The 20,549-nt window shown below is 72.1% G+C and carries 13 protein-coding genes; 9 read left to right on the top strand and 4 right to left on the bottom strand.

All coding sequences use genetic code 11. The features are described from left to right. Positions 1 to 43: 43 nt before the first annotated feature. From ACILR4_RS16750 to ACILR4_RS16740, 3 genes are all read left to right on the top strand, one after another. A complete protein-coding gene (locus tag ACILR4_RS16750; protein ID WP_395701997.1) occupies positions 44 to 1,471 on the top strand; it encodes an FAD-dependent oxidoreductase in 1,428 nt (475 codons plus the stop codon). A 207-nt stretch (positions 1,472 to 1,678) separates the two neighbouring features. Further along, entirely contained in the window at positions 1,679 to 2,881 is a 1,203-nt protein-coding gene (locus tag ACILR4_RS16745; protein WP_395701996.1) for an efflux RND transporter periplasmic adaptor subunit, read from the top strand. 4 nt (positions 2,882 to 2,885) lie between these two features. Then, complete coding sequence (locus tag ACILR4_RS16740; protein WP_395701995.1) at positions 2,886 to 6,104, top strand: efflux RND transporter permease subunit; 3,219 nt, start codon at positions 2,886 to 2,888, stop codon at positions 6,102 to 6,104. A 30-nt stretch (positions 6,105 to 6,134) separates the two neighbouring features. Here the strand turns inward: ACILR4_RS16740 and ACILR4_RS16735 are convergent, their stop codons facing one another. Continuing rightward, the gene (locus tag ACILR4_RS16735) at positions 6,135 to 10,856 is read right to left on the bottom strand and encodes a PAS-domain containing protein (protein WP_395701994.1); all 4,722 of its coding nucleotides are present in this window, start codon (positions 10,854 to 10,856) and stop codon (positions 6,135 to 6,137) included. A gap of 252 nt (positions 10,857 to 11,108) precedes the next feature. On the opposite strand from ACILR4_RS16735, the gene ACILR4_RS16730 reads away from it, so the two are divergent. From ACILR4_RS16730 to ACILR4_RS16715, 4 genes are all read left to right on the top strand, one after another. Next, the gene (locus ACILR4_RS16730) at positions 11,109 to 12,668 is read left to right on the top strand and encodes a methyl-accepting chemotaxis protein (RefSeq protein WP_395701993.1); all 1,560 of its coding nucleotides are present in this window, start codon (positions 11,109 to 11,111) and stop codon (positions 12,666 to 12,668) included. Between the two features lie 89 nt (positions 12,669 to 12,757). Then, positions 12,758 to 13,780: a Bug family tripartite tricarboxylate transporter substrate binding protein gene (locus tag ACILR4_RS16725; RefSeq protein ID WP_395701992.1), complete on the top strand. Its 1,023-nt coding sequence runs from the start codon at positions 12,758 to 12,760 to the stop codon at positions 13,778 to 13,780. Between the two features lie 124 nt (positions 13,781 to 13,904). Continuing rightward, positions 13,905 to 15,431: a glutamate--cysteine ligase gene (gshA, locus tag ACILR4_RS16720; RefSeq protein WP_395701991.1), complete on the top strand. Its 1,527-nt coding sequence runs from the start codon at positions 13,905 to 13,907 to the stop codon at positions 15,429 to 15,431. A 30-nt stretch (positions 15,432 to 15,461) separates the two neighbouring features. Further along, complete coding sequence (locus ACILR4_RS16715) at positions 15,462 to 16,151, top strand: MgtC/SapB family protein (RefSeq protein ID WP_395701990.1); 690 nt, start codon at positions 15,462 to 15,464, stop codon at positions 16,149 to 16,151. On the opposite strand, the gene ACILR4_RS16710 is transcribed toward ACILR4_RS16715, so the two are convergent. The 3 genes from ACILR4_RS16710 to ACILR4_RS16700 form a co-directional block, all read right to left on the bottom strand. Then, a complete protein-coding gene (locus ACILR4_RS16710) occupies positions 16,152 to 16,862 on the bottom strand; it encodes a molybdate ABC transporter substrate-binding protein (protein WP_395701989.1) in 711 nt (236 codons plus the stop codon). It abuts the gene before it with no gap. A gap of 7 nt (positions 16,863 to 16,869) precedes the next feature. Further along, entirely contained in the window at positions 16,870 to 17,910 is a 1,041-nt protein-coding gene (locus ACILR4_RS16705; protein ID WP_395701988.1) for a tripartite tricarboxylate transporter substrate binding protein, read from the bottom strand. 67 nt (positions 17,911 to 17,977) lie between these two features. Beyond that, entirely contained in the window at positions 17,978 to 18,649 is a 672-nt protein-coding gene (locus ACILR4_RS16700; RefSeq protein WP_395701987.1) for a FadR/GntR family transcriptional regulator, read from the bottom strand. Between the two features lie 42 nt (positions 18,650 to 18,691). On the opposite strand from ACILR4_RS16700, the gene ACILR4_RS16695 reads away from it, so the two are divergent. Together ACILR4_RS16695 and ACILR4_RS16690 are read left to right on the top strand one after the other, a co-directional pair. After that, complete coding sequence (locus tag ACILR4_RS16695; RefSeq protein WP_395701986.1) at positions 18,692 to 19,582, top strand: fumarylacetoacetate hydrolase family protein; 891 nt, start codon at positions 18,692 to 18,694, stop codon at positions 19,580 to 19,582. Next, entirely contained in the window at positions 19,579 to 20,547 is a 969-nt protein-coding gene (locus ACILR4_RS16690) for a Bug family tripartite tricarboxylate transporter substrate binding protein (RefSeq protein WP_395701985.1), read from the top strand. Before ACILR4_RS16695 ends, ACILR4_RS16690 begins: the two co-directional genes overlap by 4 nt. Positions 20,548 to 20,549: the final 2 nt, after the last annotated feature.

The raw sequence follows: 20,549 nt of genomic DNA, 5'->3' as shown, positions 1-20,549 counted from the left end.
GTGCCTGGCCGTCGCCGCTTGTGCGACGCAGCGGAGGTGCCGCATGGCCCAGGACTCCTCTTCGCAGCGCGCTGGTCCGCAGGCCGGCCGCCGCAGCCTGATCGGTGGCCTGGCCGCGGCTGCCGCTGGCCTGGGGCTGCCCGCCCGCGCCCCCGCCACCGGCCTGCCGCGCGTCGCGGTCATCGGCGCCGGCATGGCCGGTGTGGCCTGCGCCTGGCTGCTCGATGGTACCTGGGACGTCAGCCTGTTCGAGGCGCGGCCCTCGATCGGCGGCAATGTGCAGAGCGTGCCGATCGAGGTTGGCGGGCAGACCGCGATCGTCGATGTCGGCGCGCAGTATTTCCATCCCGGGCCGTACCCGACCTATGTGCAGCTGCTGACGCTGCTCGGGCTGTACCCGGCGTCCACCGGCGGCTCGCATGCCTTCGACGCCAGCATCACGGTGGACGCGGCCAACGAGGCCACGCCGCGCTTCGTCTCGCCGGTGCTGCCGGGCCGTGCCTGGCCGCTGCTGGCACCGTGGAACCGCAGCGGCATCCAGGCCTTCAACACGCTGCTGCGGGCGGCGCGGCGGCGCGAGGCGAACAATGCCTCGTACCTGCTGACCTTGGGCGACTGGCTGCCCACGCTGAACCTCACGCCGGCGCAGATCGACACGGTGATCCTGCCGTGGGTCGCCTCGCTGTACTCGGGCAACCTGGAGGAGGCGCGCACGCTGTCGGCCCGCGCGACGCTGGTGTTCGCCGCCAAGGCGGCGCCGGCGCAGCTGACCGACCCGCTGACCTACCACGTGCTAGACCGCGGCATGATCGACCCGCTGCAGCGCATGGTGGCGCAGTTCGCCACTGCCAGCGTGAGCACCGGCGCACCGGTGAACGCGGTGATGCGCGACGCCGCCGGCGGCTTCGTGCTGCAGGCCGGCAGCGGCGCGCCGCAGCACTTCGACCAGCTGGTGTTCGCCTCGTCCGGCCCGCCCACCGTGGCGCTGCTGCAGGCCCTCGCCGGCAGCGCGGCGCAGCGCATGGCGCTGCAGGGCATCACTTTCTTCGACGCGACGCTGATGATCCATGCCGACCCGCTGTATGCCGCGGCGCAGCCGGCCTGGCGCTCGTTCCTGAACTGCCGTGCCGAAGGCGCGTTCTGCGAGGCCAGCATGGACTTGGCGCGCGTGCTGCCGGCACCGGCCGGCGGCAGTGCACCGGCGCTGTGGAAGAGCTGGGTCACGCATCGCGGCGCACTGCCGGCCGCGCCGCTGGCCGGCGCGCAGTTCCAGCACATGCTGCCGAACGTGGCCACGCTGCAGGCACAGCGCCGGCTGGCAATGCTGCAGGGCCAGGGCGGGCTGTGGTTCGCCGGCGGCTACCTGCGCCCCTTTGACGCGCAGGAGACGGCGCTGCTGTCGGCGATGGACGTGGCCGACGCGCTGAACCCCGGCAGCGCGCGATTGGTCGCGCTGCGCGGTGGCGTGTGACCCCGCGGCTGACCCGGGCGCCCCGTGCTGGTGAACTCGACAGGGTCTGATGCGGCGGCCAGCCGTCCGCTGGTGTCGCCGATCGGCGTTTCAACCCACCGCGCCGACGGTTCGTCGCCTGCCCCCTCGGCGCGGCCGGGCGGCGCCGTTATCCTTCCGGCCCTTGGCCACAAGTCAAGACACCCGAAGAACATGGAGCTCCCGTCGATGAAGCGAATCCATTGGCTGGCCGTCGCGGCCGCCGTCACCCTCGCGGCCTGCGGCAAGTCCGGCAAGGAAGGGGCCGACGCGGCCAAGCCGGGCGCCTCGGCCGCCGTGGCCTCGGCCAAGGGCGCCTCCGCGCCGGCCCAGCCGCTGCTGATCAGCCCCGAAGACCTGCGCACCGTGGGTCGCAGCGTGCAGGGTTCGGGCCCGCTGCTCACCGGCTCGATCCAGCCCGAGCGCCGGGCCGACCTGCGCGCCGAGGTGTCCACCGTGGTGCTGCAGGTGCTGAAGGAGAATGGCGAGCCGGTCAAGCGCGGCGAGCTGCTGGTGCGGCTGGACGACCAGGCCATCCGCGACAGCCTGGCCTCGGCCGACGAGGCGGCCCGCGCCGCGGCCCAGAGCTTCGAGCAGGCCGAGCGCCAGTTCCAGCGCCTGCGCACCTTGCAGGCCCAGGGCATGAGCTCGATCCAGGCGATGGAAGATGCCGAGGTGCGCCGCAATAACGCGCAAAGTGACCTGGTGGCGGCGCGCGCCCGCGTCGCCTCGGCGCGCCAGCAGCTGCAGCGCACCGAGGTGCGGGCGCCCTTCGACGGCGTGGTCTCCGACCGCAAGGTCTCGGCCGGCGACACCGCGCAGGTCGGCAAGGAGCTGGTCAAGGTGATCGACCCCACCAGCATGCGGCTCGAAGGCCAGGTCTCGGCCGAGCGCATGCAGGAGATCAAGGTCGGCCAGCCGGTGAGCTTCCGCGTCAACGGGCTGGGCGCCAGCGAGTTCAGCGGCCGCGTCAAGCGCATCGACGCCGCGGCCAACGCCACCACGCGCCAGGTGGAGGTGCTGGTGGAATTCACCGGCGACGCGCGGCCCCAGGTCTCGGGCCTGTATGCCGAAGGTCGCATCCAGACCGGTTCGGCCGAGGTGGTGATGGTGCCCGAGGCCTCGCTGGTGTGGACCGGCGAGGAGGCCAGCGTCTGGCGCGTGGCCGGCGGCAAGCTGCAGAAACAGCGCGTGCAGCTGGGCGAACGCGATGCGCGGCGTGGCATGTACGTGCTGCGCTCGGGCCTGAGCGAAGGCGACAAGATCCTGCGCAACCCCAGCGGCACGCTGGTGGACGGGCAGGCGGTCGAGATGGCTGCCGCGAGCCCGGCCGCCGCCGCCTCGGGCGGCCCGGCGGTGGCCCCGGTGGCGGCCAGGTCCTCGGGAGGCTGACGCCATGTTCCTGTCCGACTTCAGCATCAAGCGTCCGATCGCGACGATCGTCATCATCATCGCGCTGATGTGCCTGGGCCTGCTGGCCCTGAGCAAGCTGCGCGTGAACCAGATCCCCGATGTCGAGCAGCCGGTGCTGGTGGTGAACATCACCTACCCAGGCGCCTCGCCCGACACGGTGGAGCGCGAGATCATCAACCGCATCGAGAAGCCGCTGCAGAGCGTCTCCGGTGTCGACCAGAGCCGCGCCACCGCCAGCGAGGGCAATGCGCGGGTGGTGCTGATCTTCAAGTTCGGCACCAACATGGTCCAGGCCGCCGACGAGGTGCGCAACGCCATCGGCTCGGTGCGCCACAAGCTGCCGATCGAGATGCGCGAGCCGGTGCTGCAGCGCCTGGACCCGTCGGCGCAGCCGATCATGCAGCTGGCGCTGTCCTCCAGCACGCAGACGCATGCCGAGATCTCGCGCCTGGCCGAGGACAAGCTGGCCGACCGCTTCCGCGGCATTCCAGGCGTTGCGGTGGTCAACGTCAACGGCTCGTTGAAGCGCGAGCTCAGCGTGCTGTTGCGCGCCGAGAAGCTGCGCGAGTTCAACGTCTCCATCACCGACGTGACCAACGCGCTGCGCAACCAGAACACCACCGCGCCGGTGGGCAAGGTGCGCGGCACGCTGGAAGACCAGAGCATCCGGCTGGTGGGCCGGCTCGAATCGCCGGCCGACTTCGAGCGCATCGTCGTCAAGCGCCAGGGCGACGAGACCGTGCGCCTGGGCCAGCTGGCGCAGGTGCGCGACGGCTTTGCCGAGCTCACCAGCCAGAGCCTGCGCAACGGGCTGCCGAACGTCGGCATGTCGGTGGTGCGCTCGCGCGATGCCAGCACGGTGTCGGTGGCGGCCGAGGCGCGCAAGCTGGTGGCCGAGATCAACAAGACGCTGCCGCAGGGCACCAAGCTCGAAGTGACGCAGGACGGCGGCATCGACGCGCAGAACAGCCTGAACAACGTGATCGACGCGCTGGTGTTCGGCGCCGGCCTCACGGTGCTGGTGGTCTACGTGTTCCTGAACTCGTGGCGCTCGACGATGATCACCGCGCTCAGCCTGCCGACCTCGGTGATCGCGGCGTTCATTGCGGTGTGGCTGTGCGGCTTCACGCTCAACTTCATGAGCCTGCTGGGCCTGTCGCTGGCGATCGGCGTGCTGATCGACGACGCGATCGTGGTGCGCGAGAACATCGTGCGCCACATGGAGCTGGGCGAGGACCGGCGCACCGCGGCGCTGCGCGGCACCGCCGAGATCGGGCTGGCGGTGGCGGCCACCACCTTCTCGATCGTCGCGGTGTTCATCCCGGTGGCCTTCATGCCCGGCGTCTCGGGCGAATGGTTCCGGCCCTTCGGCCTGACCGTGGTGGCCTCGGTGCTGGTGAGCCTGTTCATCTCCTTCACGCTGGACCCGATGCTGTCGGCCTTCTGGGGCGACCCGCCGGGGCACCACGAGGCGCCCAAGCGCGGCATCAGCAAGCTGCTGGCCGGCTTCAACCACTGGTTCGACCACCAGGCCGACCGCTACGGCAAGGTCATCGCCTGGGCGCTGCACCACCGCGCCTGGATGTTCTTCTTCGCCTTCGCCAGCCTGGTGGCCGCGATCGGCATGCAGGCCAGGTTCGGCGGCTCCAGCTTCCTGCCCAGCTCCGACTACGGCACCATCGCGATCGAGGTGCGCACGCCCTCCAGTGCCAACCTCGACTACGCGCGGCTGAAGGTCGAGGCCGCGGCCGCGCTGGCGCGCACGATGCCCGAGACCAAGGCCACCAACGCCACCGTCAACGTCGGCGGCGGCCGGGTCTATGTGGACGTGGGCAAGAGCCCGACGCGCAAGCGCAGCGCGATCGAGATCGCCAAGGAACTGCGGGTGCTGACGGCGCGCCTGGTCGGCGCCGAGTACACCGTGCTCGACGACCTGAACAACGGCGCGCAGAAGCCCGTGCAGATCCGCTTCACCGGCCCGGATTCGCGCAAGCTGCTCGAGATCACCAACGCCTTCATGGACAAGCTGCGCAAGGTGCCGGGGGCGGTGGACGTGGGCCTGTCGGAGCAGGACCCGCAGGACGAGCTGAAGATCGAGCTCGACCGCGGCCTGGCCAACGCGCTGGGCATCTCGGTCAACGACACCGCGCAGGCCCTGCGCGTGGCCTTTGCCGGCATCGAGGTGGGCGACTGGATCGACCCCTCGGGCGAGGCGCGCGACGTCGCGGTGCGGCTGCATCCCGACGACCGCGTCGAGGCCGGCAACATCGAGCGGCTGCCGATCGCCGTCACCGGCACGCAGCGCATGGTGCCGCTGGACCAGATCGCCACCGTGTCGATGGGCAAGGGGCCGTCGCAGATCCAGCATGCCGACACCAAGCGCACGATCTCGGTCACCGCCAATGCGCAGGGCCGCTCGCCCGGCGAGGTGACGGCCGACGCGCTGAAGATCGCCAAGGCGATGGACTACCCGCCCGGCTACGGGCTGGAGCTGGCCGGCGCCTCGCGCGACCAGCAGGAGGTGTTCCGCGAGATGGGCATCGCGCTGTTCAGCGGCATCGGGCTGATGTACCTGATCCTGGTGATGCAGTTCGGCTCGTTCACGGCGCCGCTGCCGGTGATGATCTCGCTGCCGCTGAGCCTGATCGGCGTGGTCGCGGCGCTGCTGATCACCGGCGGCACGCTGAACCTGATGAGCTTCATCGGCGTGATCATGCTGATGGGCCTGGTGGCGAAGAACGCGATCCTGCTGCTGGACGCCGCGCGCTCGCTGGAGCACGAGGGCGTCGACCGCGAGGACGCGCTGATGGCCGCCGGCCGCAAGCGCCTGCGGCCGATCCTGATGACCACCTTCGCGCTGATCGCCGGCATGATGCCGGTGGCCATCGGCGTCGGCGAGGGCGGCGAGTTCTACCGTCCGATGGCCGTGGCCATCATCGGCGGCACGATCACGTCCACCTTCCTCACGCTGCTGGTGATCCCGAGCTTCTACGACTCGATCGAGATCAAGCGCGACAGCCTGGTGGCCAAGTTCCACGCCCGTTCGGCGCGCTGGGGCGCCTTCGCCGGCTTCGTGCTGTGCCTGGTGGAAGTGCTGCTGTGGGCCACCTTCGTCCGGCTGGTGTACCGGCTGGTCGCGCGGCTGCTGCGCTGGGCCTTCGGGCGCGGCCGCGTCGAGGTCAAGCCGTACAAGGCGGCGTGAGCGCGCGGGCCGCCACGCGCGGCCCGATCGTCACGATGCCGCCATCGCGGTGGCCGCGGCCGGCGCGCCCAGCGCCTGGGCCAGCTGCTCGCAGCACTGCGCGGCGCGTTCGAAATCCAGCGCCGACATCGCCTCGGCCAGCGGCTGCAGCGCGTCGGCCCACGCTTCCTCGTGCGCGGCCTGCAGCGCGGCAAAGGCATCGGTGGCGGCCATGTCCGAGGCCTGCAGCAGCTGCAGCAGCGGCGGCAGCAGGGCGCGCAGCGCCGCCGGGTCGCGCGCGGCGGGCGCCGCGGCCGCGGGCTGCAGCGCCTGCAGGTCGCCGATCAGGTCGTCGAAGCCGTCCAGGGCCTGCGCGATCGCATCTGCCAGCTGACCGGCCAGCGCGGGGTCGGGCGCGATGCCGGCGCTGGCGGCCCGGCGCAGCCCGGCCTCGGCCTGGGCCGCCTGTTCGGCCAGCGGCACGGCCCCCAGCGTGGCGGCCACGCCCTTGAGCGTGTGCATCTGCGCCGCCGCATCGACCGCACGGCCCTGGGCCAGCAGCTGGCCGAAGCGCTGGCCGATCAGCGGCAGTTCGGCCACGAAGGACTGTGCGCTGCGCAGCCACACGCTGCTGCGGCCGCCCAGCCGGCGCAGCGCACTGGCCAGGTCGAGCCGGTGGGCGCGGGCGCGCGCCAGCAGCGTGGCCGGCAACTCGGGGCCGGCCGTGCTGGCCGCGGCCGGGGCCGTGCCGCCGGGCTGGGGCAATGCGCCGGGGCGCAGCAGGCGCAGCAGGGTGGCCACCAGCGCGTCCAGGTCGAAGGGCTTGCCGACATGGTCGTCCATGCCGGCCTCGAGGCTGGCGGCGCGGTCGCTGGGCATCGCATTGGCGGTCATCGCGATGATCGGCAGCCCGCCGCGGCCGGGCAGCGCGCGGATGCGGCCGGCGGCGGTGTAGCCGTCCATCACCGGCATCTGCACGTCCATCAGCACCGCGTCGAACGGCGGCTCGGCACCGACCACCGCGGCCACGCCCTGCAGGCCGTCGGCCGCCAGGCGCACCGTGGCGCCCTCGGCCTCCAGCAGTTCCTGGGCCACCTGCTGGTTGTTGGCGTTGTCTTCCACCACCAGCAGGCGCAGGCCGCTCAGGCGCGCGCCGGCGGGGGCGCCGGCCGCTGCGGCGGTGTCGTGCAGCGGCAGGTCCTGCTCGTCGCCAACCGGCAGCCCGAGCTCGAAGCTGAAGCAGCTGCCCTGGCCCGGCGTGCTCTGCAGCGCGATGCGCCCGCCCATCAGCGACACCAGTCGCTGGCAGATCGACAGACCCAGCCCGGTGCCGCCGAAGCGGCGCGTGGTCGAGGCCTCGGCCTGCGCGAAGGCGTCGAAGATGTGCTGCTGCTGCTCGGGCGCGATGCCGATGCCGGTGTCGCGCACCGTGATGCCCAGGCGCACCCGGTCGCCCGGTGCGCCGCCACTGCCGCGTGTTTCGTGCGCCAGCAGCTGCAGCTCGACGGCGACCTCGCCCTCCTGCGTGAACTTGATGGCGTTGCCGGCCAGGTTGACCAGGATCTGCTGCAGCCGCAGGTCGTCGCCCACCACCACCGCCGGCAGCGCCGGGTCCAGCCGCAGCGTCAGCGCCACCGGCTTGGCGTCGAGGTTGGCGCGCAGGATCACGTCCAGCTCGTCCATCAGCCGCTGCAGCCGGAACGGCCGCGGGTCCAGCGCCAGCTTGCCGGCTTCGACCTTGGAGAAGTCCAGGATGTCGTTCAGCAGCCCGAGCAGCGCGCGCGCGGCGCCCTCGGCCTTGGCCGCGTAGTCGTGCTGCCGGCCGTCGAGCGCGGTGTGCTGCAGCAGCTTGAGCATGCCCAGCACCGCGTTCATCGGCGTGCGGATCTCGTGGCTCATGTTGGCCAGGAACTGGCTCTTGGCCACGCTGGCCTGCTCGGCCCGGTCGCGTGCCAGCGTCAGTTCCTGGTTGGTCTCGCGCAGGCGTTCCTCGGCGTGGCGGCGGTCGCTGATGTCGGTGTAGGTGGTGACGAAGCCGCCTTCGGGCATGGGCGCGCCGCGGATGTCCAGCGTGCTGCCGTTGGCGCGCACGCGCTCGATCTGGTGCGGTGCCGGCTGGCGGGCGCGCGCCAGGATGCGCGCGACGATCTCGTCGACATCGCCGGGGCCGTACTCGCCCTGCTCGGCGTTGTGGCGGATGATGCTTTCGAAGCTGACCTGCGGCGGCGCGAACAGGTGGTCGGGCAGGCCCAGCAAGGTGCGGAACTGCTGGTTGTGCACGCGCAGCTGCAGGTCGCCGTCGAACACGCTCAAGGCGCAGGGCAGGTTGTCGACGATCGAGCGCATCAGCGCCATGCTGTGGCGCAGCTCGGCCTCGGCGCGCTTGAGCGAGCTGACGTCCAGGGTGAGCGCCACGTAGCCGTGGATCGCGCCCTCGCGCATGTCGGGGATCATGTGCGTCAGCGTCTGCACCGGGCGGCCATCGGGGCCGGTCTCCTCGCGTTCGATGCTGCAGGCCGCACGCGCCATCACCGCGGTCAGCAGCGCGCCGCCGCGGAAGCGTTCCTCGCCCAGCACCGCCACCGCCGGCTGGCCCAGCAGGCGCTCGGCGGGCCCGAAGTGCGCGAAGAAGGCCTGGTTGCCGAAGCGCAGCGCGAGCTGCTCGTCCCAGTAGGCGATGCGGCCCGGCATGTTGTCGGTCACCAGCCGCATCAGGTGTTCCTGGTCGCGCAGCCCGGCCTCGGCCTGCTTGCGCGCGCTGATGTCGAGGTGGATGCCGGCCACCCATTCGGGCCGGCCGTCCGGCGTGCGGGTGGCGATGCGGCCGCTGACCTGCACCCACACCCAGCCGCCCTGGCGGTGGCGCAGGCGCAGCTCGCATTCGTAGAAGTCGCGCCCGCCGGCCAGGTGGTCCCGCAGCGCATGCGCTGCCGCCGGCAGGTCTTCGGGGTGCACCGTGTCGCGCCAGGCGGCCAGCGTCACCGGGCCGAAGCTGTCGGCCTCGTGGCCGATCAGCTCGAGCCAGCGCTCGTTGACCAGCACCGCGTCGGTCTGCGGGTTCCACTCCCAGGTGCCGGCGCGGGTGCCGCGCAGGATGGCGTCGAGCCGGCGGTGCTGGCGCTGCAGCTGCTCGGTGGCGGCCGCCAGCTGCTCGCTGGCGCGGCGCTTTTCGGTGATGTCGCTGCCGATCTCCATGAAACCGGTGAGCCGGCCCTGGTCGTCGTGCAGCGGCTGGATCTCGGTGTCGACCCAGTATTCGCGGCCGTCGCGCCTGCGGTTGAGCACTTCCACGCGGCAGGGCCGGCCGGCCGCGGCGGCGTCGGCCAGCTGCTGCAGCACCGCCGGGTCGGCCTTGCCGCTGGCGAGCAGCGCGCCCGGCGTGCGGCCCAGCGCGGCCTCGGCGTCGTAGCCGCTGATGCGGGTGAAGCCCTCGTTGATCCAGGTGATGCGCAGCTGCGGGTCGGTGATGGTCACCGCATTCGAGGTGTGGCGCACCACCTGCGCCAGGCGCTCGAGGTCGGCGGTCATGCGCTCGGCCAGCGTCTGCGCGCGGATGCGGCCGGAGGCCAGCGCCCACACCACCAGCGCCAGCAGCACGCTCAGCAGCGCACCGCCCAGCGCGGTGACCAGCAGCGGCCGCTGGTCGACCGAGGCCTCGAAGCCGGCCGCGGGCATGACGTGCAAGGTGAGCGGCCGTCCGCCGAACACCAGCGTGCGCACGCCGTGCAGGTCGCCGGCGCGCGCGGCGGCGTCCGCGTCGCGGGTGTCGAACACCAGCTGCTCGGGGCGCGAGCCGTCGCCGTCGAAGAGCTGGAAGTCCAGCGCGCCGTCGGCGGCGGCGCTGGCCACGCCGCTGAACAGCTCGCGCACGGCCATCGGCGCGAACAGCAGCGTGTCGGCGCCGGGCACCGGCGCCAGCAGCACGAAGCCGGGCAGGCGTTGCGTGCCCTGCACGATGCCGGGGTGGCGGGCCAGCGTCACCTCGCCGCTGGCCTGCGCCTGCTCGATGGCCCGGCGCATGCCGGCATCGGCCCCGAGGTCCTGGCCCAGGCTGTCGGCGTTGGGCGCCCGCGGCTCGATCTGCTGCACCAGGTACAGCGCGTCGGTGCCGCTGTCGCCGCGCAGCGTGTAGCCGGGCGCCCCGTCGGCGCGCACCGCGGCCAGGAAGGCCGGCAGCCCGGCCCGCGGCACGCGCCGGATCACGCCGAAGGCACGCGTGCCGGGAAAGGACACGGTCGGGTTGCGCAGCGCCACGTAGCGCTCGAACTGCGCGTGCGGCACCGTCATCCCCGCGGCATAGGCGGCGGCCGCGCCCTTCAGCCCCAGGGCGGGCAGGTTCAGGCGCCGCTGCAGCTCGGTTTCCAGGCGCTCGGTCTGGCGCTCGAAGCGCTGGCGCAGGTCGTCGTCGATCTGCTGCTTCAGGTAGCTGACGATCAGCGCGGTCAGGCCGATGCCGACCATCTGCGCGGTGGCCGTCATCGCGATCGCGCGGCGGCGGCGCTGGTCGTGGCGGGCGGCCGCGCGTGCGCCGGTGCCGAAACCGCTGGCGGCGGCCGGCTGCCGGTAGGCTTCGCGCACCGCCTCCATCGCGCGCCAGTACAGCGCCGGCGCGGCCAGCAGCAGCAGCGCCAGCACATGCGCCATGCCGCGCTGGCGGTCCGGCAGCAGCGGCGCCAGCCAGGGCAGCAGCGCCAGCAGGCCGGCTTCGACCGCGGCGACGATCAGCAGCGATTCGAGCAGCAGGCGACTGGGAACCCGGCCGGGCTTGTTCATGGCAGGCGCGCGTGCGCCGCAGGGGCCGCACGCGCAGAAGACGCGGGACGCCTGCATTCTGAGCGCCGCCGCCAACCCGAAATGCGGAAATTGATAGTGGCTTCGACGCCAACTCGGGCTTTTCGGCGCGGCGTTGTGCCCAGTCCGGCGCGCCGCGCCGGACCGCCCCGCCGTGCGCCGCATCAAGCCGGCGCGCGAATGGCCGATAGACAGCCGACAGACTTTCGACTGCCGGACCTGGGAGACACCACGATGACTGCCTTGCGATCGACCATCAGCCTCGGAACGCGCCTGTGGTGCGCGGTGGGCCTGCTGATGCTGGCGCTGGTGACGCTGTTCGGCCTGGCCGCCTGGCGCGTGACCGAGGTGCAGCAGCGCGGCGCCGCCGAGCTGGGGCTGAGCGACGCCAAGGTGCGCGGCGCCACCGAGTGGGCGAGCCTCACCGAGACCACGGTGGCCCGCATGACCGGCTCGACGCTGGGCTACAACCCGGAGCTGATCGAAGCCTTCAAGGCGCCGATCGCGCAGGCCTTCGGCCGCATCGACAAGATCCGCGAGGCCATCGGCCGCATGCCGCAGCGCGACGCCGAGAAGGCGCTGGTGGGCCAGCTCGACCGCGAGCGGGCCGCGCTGCTCGAAGCGCAGAAGGAAGCCATGCGCTTTGCCGAGGCCGGCGACATGCAGATGGCCAAGGCCGAGTTCGACAAGCGCTTCAACCCCGCGGCGCAGGCCTACCTGAAGTCGGTGCAGGCCTACGCCGCGATGCAGCGGGCCGACGCCGAGCAGCTGCAGCAGCGCTTCACCGCCGAGCGCGACCAGGTGCTCAAAGCCACCGGCATCGGCCTGTTCGTGCTGCTGGCGGCGATCGCCGGCGGCGCCAAGCTGCTGATCCGCTCGATCCACCGGCCGCTGCGCCAGGCGGTGCAGGTGGCGCAGCGCATTGCCAGCGGCGACCTGACCGAGCAGGTGGCGGTGGACCGCCACGACGAATTCGGCGACCTGCAGCGTGCGCTGCACGAGATGTCGGCCGCGCTGGCCTCGCTGGTGGGCAAGGTGCTGCACACCAGCGACGGCGTGGTCAACACCTCGCAGGAAATCGCCAGCGGCAGCCAGGACCTGTCCGACCGCACCGAGCGTGCCGCGGCCTACCTGCAGCGCACCGCCGGCGCGATGGCCGGGCTGACGCAGACTGTGCAGCAGTCGGCCGACGCGGCGCTGGCCGCCGACCAGCTGGCGCGCGGCGCCACCGAGGCCGCGCAGCGCGGCGGCCGCGTGGTGGGCGACGTGGTGGCCAACATGAACGAGATCGCCGCCACCTCGAAGAAGATCGCCGACATCATCGGCGTGATCGACGGCATCGCGTTCCAGACCAACATCCTGGCGCTCAATGCCGCGGTCGAGGCCGCGCGCGCCGGCGAGCAGGGCCGCGGCTTCGCGGTGGTGGCCGGCGAGGTGCGCAGCCTGGCGCAGAACAGCGCGAAGGCGGCACGCGAGATCAAGACGCTGATCGGCGCTTCGCTCGGCACAGTGGAATCGGGCGCGCAGCTGGTGTCCACCGCCGGCAGCACGATGGACGAGATCGTCGCCGCCATCGCCCGGGTCAACCAGACCATGGCGCAGATCACGCAGTCCACCGCGCAGCAGCGCGACGGCCTGGGCGAGGTGAACACCGCGGTGGCCCAGCTCGACGACATGACGCAGCAGAACGCCGCGCTGGTGGAGCAGTCCAGCGCCGCGGCCAAGGCGATGAGCGAGCAGGCCCGCGGCCTGGCGCTGATGGTGCACGTGTTCCGCACCGCCGAAGCGGCGTGACGGGCTGCACGCCGCCGCCGCCCGCGCCGGCGGCAGCAGGCGTTTACCCGTAAGCCCGCGACAGCCGATTGACAGCCCGCCTCCCGACCATGGCCCCTGCCGCAGTGGCGCAGGAGACGAGGGCGATGCTGAGCAGAAGGACATGGTTGTCGGCGGCCGTGGCCGCCGCAGCGGGCGGCACGACGCACCCGGGCTGGGCCGCAACGGCCGCCGCGGCCCGGGCCGCGCCGCTGCCGCAGCTGGACATCGTCATCCCCGCCGGTGCCGGCGGCGGCTGGGACCAGACCGGCCGCGCACTCGGCGCCGCGCTGCAGGGCGCCGGCCTGGTCAAGGACATCGCCTACGAGAACAAGGGCGGCAAGGGCGGCACGCTGGGCCTGGCCGACTTCGTGCAGCGCCGCGCGACGCAGCCCAACGCGCTGTTCATCAGCGGCTTCGTGATGGTCGGCGCGCTGGCGCTCGACCAGAAGCCCGAGGCGATGAAGCAGCTGGTGCCGCTGGCGCGCCTGACCGCCGACTACCCGGTGCTGTGCGTCGCGCCCGGCCAGGGCATCGCCACGCTCGACGACCTGGTGCGGCTGCTCAAGCGTGACGTGGCGGCCGTCGGCTTCACCGGCGGCTCGGCCGGCGGCGTCGACCACATGCTGGCGGCGATGGTGCTGCGCGTGCTGGGCCAGGATGCCGGCGCGATGCACTACCTGCCCACCAGCAGCGGCAAGGAGGCGCTGGAGGCGCTGGCCTCGGGCCGGGCCCGCGTGGCCATCTCGGGCTACAGCGAATTCAAGACCGCGATCGAGGAGCGGCGCGTGCTGCCGCTGGCAGTGTCCTCGCGCCGCAAGCTGTTCGGCATTGCCTCGCTGCACGAGCAGGGCGTCGAGACCGAACTGAGCAACTGGCGCGGCGTGTTCGCCTCGGCCGCGCTGGCGCCGGCGCAGAAGGACGCCCTGCGCAAGCTGGTGCTGGCCGCCACCGACACGCCGCAGTGGCGCCAGGCGCTGGTGGACAACAACTGGGTCGGCTCGCTGCTGGTGGGCCGGGAGCTGGACAGCTTCGTCGAGGTGCAGCAGGGCGTGGCGACCATCGTGGCCAGCCTGCTCAAGCTCAAGCGTTAGCGGGTGCCAACACCGGCGGTTGCGGCCGGCTGTCCCTTAGCACAAGGCCGTTAAGCCTTGCTGACCCAGCGTTGCCGGCGCCCGTGGTACCTTTCCGGCCCACGACAAGACCACGAGGCACACCATGGGCCTGAACAACGCACTGGGCGCGCTGGCGCTCGACAGGCTCAAGGGCATCCGGCGCGGTGTCGAGAAGGAAAGCCTGCGTGCCGACGCCCACGGCGAACTGGCGATGACGCCGCACCCGGCCGCGCTGGGGTCGGCGCTGGAAAACCCGCACATCACCACCGATTTCAGCGAATCGCAGCTGGAATTCATCACCGGCGTGCACGCCACGCCCGAGGCCACGCAGGCCGAGCTGACGCAGATCCACCAGTACGTCTACCGCGCCATCGGCGACGAGATGCTGTGGGTCGGCAGCATGCCCTGCGGTCTGCCCTCGGACGAGAACATCCCGATCGGGCGCTACGGCACCTCGAACGTCGGCCGCGCCAAGAGCGTCTACCGCATGGGCCTGGGCCACCGCTACGGCCGGCGCATGCAGACCATCTCGGGCATCCACTACAACTGGTCGCTGCCGGGCGTGTCCAGCGAGCAGTATTTCGGGCTCATCCGCAACTTCCGCCGCCATTCGTTCCTGCTGCTGTACCTGACCGGCGCCTCGCCGGCGGTGTGTTCGAGCTTCGTCGAAGGTCGGCCGCACCGGCTGCAGCCGCTGTCGGCGCACACGCTGTACCTGCCGCATGCCACCTCGCTGCGCATGGGGCGGCTGGGCTACCAGAGCGATGCGCAGGCTTCGCTCTCGGTCAGCTACAACAGCCTGGAAAGCTATGCGGCCTCGCTGCAGGACGCGATGACGCGGCCCTATCCGGCCTACGAGACGCTGGGCGTGCGCAACCCCGGCGGCGAATACAACCAGCTGGCCACCAGCCTGCTGCAGATCGAGAACGAGTTCTACGGCACCATCCGCCCGAAGCGGGTGATCCGCAAGGGCGAGCGGCCGCTGCATGCGCTGCGCGAGCGCGGCGTCGAGTACGTCGAGGTGCGCTGCATGGACCTCGACCCGTTCGAGCCGGTGGGCATCAACGCGCAGACCATGCGCCTGCTGGATGTGTTCCTGCTGCACTGCCTGCTCAGCGACAGCCCGCCGGACACACCGGCCGAGATTGCCGCGCTGGCGCGCAACCAGCACCGCGCCGCCGAACATGGCCGCCAGCCGGGCTTGATGCTCGAGCGCGGCGGCCAGGAGATCACGCTGCTCGACTGGGGCCGCGAACTGCTGGCCGAGTGCGCACCGATCGCCGCCGCGCTGGACCGCGCCCACGGCGGCGAGGCCCACCGCGAGGCGCTGCGCGTAGCCGCCGGGCGGCTCGACCAGCCGGACAGCGCGCCGTCGGCCCGCGTGCTGGCGGCGATGCAGCGCGATTTCGAGGGCTCGCACATCGGCTTCATCGGCGCGCAGTCGCAGGCCACCAAGGCCCACCTGCTGGGCCTGCCGTACGAAGACGCCGTGGCCGCGCGCCTGCGCCGCATGGCCGAGCAGTCGGTGCTGGACCAGCGCGCGATCGAGGCCGCCGACCGGCTGCCGTTCGAGGAATTCCGCCGCCAGTACCTGTCGCCCGAGCAATTGCGGGTGGCCGTGCCGGCCTGAGGCGCCGGCGTCGCCCGCGTCGTCGCGACGATGAGCACGCCCGAGTTCGCGCCCTTCCTGCCGCGCATCCTGGTGGCGCTGGCGCTGGGCTCGCTGGTCGGCCTGGAGCGCCAGTGGCACCGGCGGCTGGTCGACCTGAAGACCAATGCGCTGGTGTCGATGGGCGCGGCGCTGTTCATGAGCGCCTCTGCCGATGCCAGCGGCTTCGTCGAGCCGATCCGCATGGCCGGCCAGATCGTCGTCGGCGTCGGCTTCATCGGTGGCGGGCTGCTGTTCCGCGACGGGGCGCAGATGCGCGGCATCAACACCGCGGCCACGTTGTGGTGCTGTGCGGCGCTGGGCACGCTGTGCGGGCTGGGCCGGCTGCTCGAGGCCAGCTGCGCGGCGGTGCTGCTGGTGCTGGCCAACTCGGTGCTGCGCAAGGTGGCGCGGCAGCTGAACCTGCGCATGGGCCTGAGCGACAGCCTGACCGAGCAGCTGTGCTTCGACTTCGAGTGCCAGCCCGCGCAGTCGGCCGCGGTGCGCGAGAAGCTCGAAGCCGTGCTGCTGGCGCGTCGGGCCGAGCTGCGGGCCTTGAGCGAGACCCGCAACGAGCGTGGCTACGTGGTGCTCAGCGCGGTGGCAGCCTTCGAGACGCCGGACATCCGGCACGAGATCGACACGCTGCTGCGCACGGCCGAAGGCTGGGGCCTGCAGTCGGTGTCGTGGCGGCGGCTGTAGTCAGTCCTCGAATCCGCCGACGCGGCGCAGCGCAAGCGTGGCGCTGCCGGTCAGCAAGGTCACGAAGCGCTCGGCCAGCTCGGCATCCAGCGCGCGGCGGCTGACCGCGGCGGTGTAGGTGGTGGCCAGCTCGAACGCGTCGGGCAGCGGCCCGACCAGCAGCACGCCGGGGGTGTACAGGATCTCGGTCACCTGCGTGCAGCCGATCGGCTGCCGCGCGGTGGAGGCGGCCAGCGCGCGCATCGCGGTGGCGCCGTTGGGATGGGTGACAAAGTGAGCGGCCAGTGCCTCGTGCAGGCCCAGCTCGCGCAGCACGCCGGCGAAGTGGATGCCGGCGGTCGAGCGCACCGGGTCGGGAAAGTGGATCGCGTCGGCCGCGCGCAGCGCCGCGGCCAGCGCCTCGGGCGTGCGGACGTCCGGCCGGTCCTGCCCGCTGCGCACCGCGATGCCGGTGCGCACGCGGCCGAGCGGCCGCCGCGTCGCGCCGTCGAGCCGGCCGGCGGTGGCCAGCGTGTCGACCATGGCATCGGTCACCACCATCACGTCGCAGGGCTCGCCGGCGGCCAGCATCTCCGTGAGCGCGCCCACCGCACCGAAGCGCGCGTTCAGCATTGCGCCGGTCTCGGCCTGCCAGCGCGGCTCCAGCGCCTTCACCAGCCCCTGCGCGGCGCCGGCGCACAGCAGGTTCAGCGGATGGCCAGGAGCGTCCATCGCGGACTCACTCCGGCTTGGCGCCGGAGATCTTGACGATCTGCGCCCACTTGGCGATGTCGGCCTCGAGATAACGCGTGAAGTCCTCGACGTTCATCGTCATCGGCACCGTGCCCTGCACGCCCCAGGCGCGGCGGATCTCGGCGTTCGACGTGATCTTCGCCACCTCGACATTGAGCCGCTGCACCACCGCCGCCGGCGTGCCCCTCGGCGCCATCAGGCCCAGCCACAAGGTGGCCTCGTAGCCCGGCAGGCCGGCCTCGGCCATGGTCGGCAGGTCGGGCAACACGGTGGAGCGCTGGCGGCCGGTGGTGGCCAGGCCCTTCACGCGGCCGGCGCGGATGTGCTCGGCCATCGTCGGCACCGCGTCGAACATCATCTCCAGCTGGCCGCCCAGCACATCGGTGCGCGCGCCGGCGCTGCCCTTGTACGGCACGTGCACGATGGCGACGCCGGCCATCGCCTTGAACAGCTCGCCGGCCATGTGGTACGGCGTGCCGGGGCCGGACGAGGCATAGGACATGCCGTCCGGCCTGGCCTTCGCGGCCTTGATCAGCTCGGCCAGGCTGTTGACCGGCAGCGCGGCCTTGGTCACCAGCACCAGGTCCGAGGCGCTGATCGGCGCCACCGGCGTGAAGTCGCGCAGCAGCACGAAGGGCTTGTTCGGGATCAGCGACTCGTTCACCGTGTGGGTGTTCGACATCAGCAGCAGCGTGTAGCCGTCGGCTGGCGCCTTGGCCACCGCGTCGGTGCCGATCAGCGAACCGCCGCCGGGGCGGTTGTCGATGACCACGTTCTGGCCCAGCGCTTCCTGCAGCTTCTGCGCGACGACGCGGCCGAAGACGTCGGCCGAGCCGCCGGGCGCGAAGGGCACGATGATGCGGATGGCCCGCTGCGGCCAGGCATCAGCCCCCGGCGACGCGGCCTGTGCCCAGGCCGGCACCGGCAGCGCGGCCGCGCTGGCCGCCAGCAGCACCCAGCGGCCGGCCTGCGCCAGCCAGCGCCTGCGCGCCCTCGTTGCTTCCTGCCACGCCTCGGTTGGCCGCATGCCTGTCTCCTGGCAGATTGGGCCTGATTGGCAATCCTTGGCCCGTGCCTCGCGACTGTAGCGCCGATCAGGAGCCGAGCATGTTGGTACGAACGTGAATCAGGTGCGCGCGGCACAGCGCGCGGGCGCGCTCGGCATCGCGCTCCTTCAGCGCCTGTACCAGCGCGCGGTGCTCTTCCTGGTACTCGCGGCGGCGCTCGGGCGTGGCGCTGCGGCGCTTGAGCACGCCCCATTCGGCCTGCGAGCGCACCTCGTTGATCAGGCGGAACACCGCCATCACGAAGCCGTTGTGCGCGGCCAGCGCAATGGCCTCGTGCAGCGCGGCGTCCCAGTGCTCGAAGTCTTCCAGCGTGGTGGCCGCCTCGGCCTGGGCATTGCACTCGTCCATGCGCTGGAAGTCGGCCGCGGTGGCGTTGCCGATGGCCGCGTCGATCAGCGCCGGCTCGAGCAGCAGGCGCGCGTTCATCAGCTCGGCCGGGCTCACCGCCAGCGCCGGCGGCGGCGGTGACAGCGCGCTCAGCGCTTCGTGCACCTGCTCGGACACATAGGTGCCGCTGCCCACCGTCTGCGTGATCAGGCGCTTGCGCTTGAAGTCGGTCAGCACGCGGCGCACGGTGCTGCGGCTCAGGCCGAACTGCTCGCTGAACGCGCGCTCGGTCGGCAACCGGTGGCCGGCCCGCCACTGGCGGCTGCGCAGCTGGTCGAGGATGGCTTCGCGCAGGCGGGAAACGGCGTCCATGGTTCCAAATGGTAGCATTTGGTCGAACTGCAGGAGCAAGCCGTGCGAATCGCGACCGTGTTGCACCAGGGGCGGCGCCGGGTGGGCCGCCTCAGCGCCGATGGCGCGGCGATCGAGTTGTTCGACGTCGAGGGAGACGCCGGCGCGCTGGCCGTCATCGCACGGCCAGCGCTGCCGGACGTCACGCACGCCGTGCCACTGGCCGAGGTGCAGCTGCTGGCACCCATCCCGCGGCCGCGGCGCAACATCTTCTGCGTCGGCCGCAACTACCACGCCCATGCCCGCGAGCTGAAAGACTCGGTGTTCCGCGACCACAAGGCCGAGGGCTGGCCGATCGTCTTCACCAAGGTGCCCGAGACGGTGATCGCGACCGGAGAAGCGGTGCAGCTGCCCGGCGCCGCGATCTCGAGCCAGATCGACTACGAGGCCGAGCTCACCATCGTCATCGGCCGCGGCGGCCGCAACATCCCGCGCAGCGCGGCGATGGACCATGTGTGGGGCTACACCATCGTCAACGACGTCACCGCGCGCGACGTGCAGATGCGCCACTCGCAGTGGGACCTGGGCAAGAGCTTCGACACCTTCTGCCCGATGGGGCCGTGGATCGTCACGGCCGACGAACTGGACGGCCGCGACACCCGCGTGCGCTGCTGGGTGATGCCCGCCGGCGGCGCGCCGGAGCTGCGCCAGGACGCACGCACGCGCGACCTGATCTTCGACATTCCCACGCTGATCGAGACCTGCTCGCGCGGCATCACGCTGCTGCCGGGCGACCTGATCGCCACCGGCTCGCCGGCTGGCGTCGGCATGGGCATGAACCCGCCGCGCTGGCTGGGCCATGGCGATGCGGTGCGCATCGAGATCGACGGCCTGGGCGTGCTGGAGAACCGCTTCGTCGACCCCAGCCGGACCGCTGCCGGAGCGGCCGCATGATCGCGCGCCGCCAACTGCTGATCGGCGCGGCCACGCTGGCCGCCACGCGCGTGCAGGCGCAGGTCGCGTGGCCAGCCAAGCCGCTGGTGATGATCGTGCCGTTTCCGCCCGGCGGCGTGGCCGACACCGTGGCGCGGCCGGTGGCCGAGGTGCTGGCGCGCGAGTTGAAGCAGAGCGTGGTGGTCGAGAACCGCGTCGGCGCCGGTGGCGCGGTGGGCATCGCCGCGGCGGCGCGTGCGCCGGCCGACGGCCACACGCTGCTGATGAGCCTGTCGTCGATCTCGATCCTGCCCGAGGCCGATGTGCTGTTCGGCCGCAAGCCGGCCTACACGCTCAACCAGCTCATCCCGATCGCCCGCTTCACCGCCGACCCCACGGTGCTGGTGGTGCGCGCCGACGCGCCGTGGAAGACGCTGGCCGAGTTCGTCGCCGACGCCAAGCGCCGGCCCGGTGCCTACAACTATGGCAGCTCGGGCAACTACGGCACGATGCATGTGCCGATGGAAATGTTGAAGGCCGGCGCGGGCTTCCGCATGACGCACATCCCCTACACCGGTGCCGGCCCCGCGGTGCTGGCGCTGCTGTCGGGCCAGGTCGATGCGGTGGCCAGCGGCCCGGCCACCGTGGTGCAGCACATCAAGTCCGGCAAGCTGCGGCCGCTGGCGCACTGGGGCGAGCGGCCGCTGCAATCGCTGCCCGACGTGCCGAGCCTGAAGCAGGCCGGCTATGACGCGAGCTTCGCGCAGTGGTGCGCGCTGTTCGTGCCGGCCGGCACGCCGGACGACATCGTGCAGAAGCTGCGCGCGGTGGCGAAGAAGGCCGCTGCCGACCCCGCGGTGGTGGCCACCATCGGCCGCGCCGGCAGCCCGATCGACTACCAGGACGCGCCCGAGTTCCAGGCCTACTGGGACGCCGACGCGAAGCAGATGGTCGACGCGGTGCGGCGCATCGGCAAGGTGGAGTAATC

The sequence above is a fragment of the Aquabacterium sp. genome, assembly GCF_044226965.1.
GTDB lineage: Bacteria > Pseudomonadota > Gammaproteobacteria > Burkholderiales > Burkholderiaceae_C > Pseudaquabacterium.
Note: the sequence above shows the minus strand (reverse complement) of the source record. Positions and strands in the feature narration are given on the sequence as shown.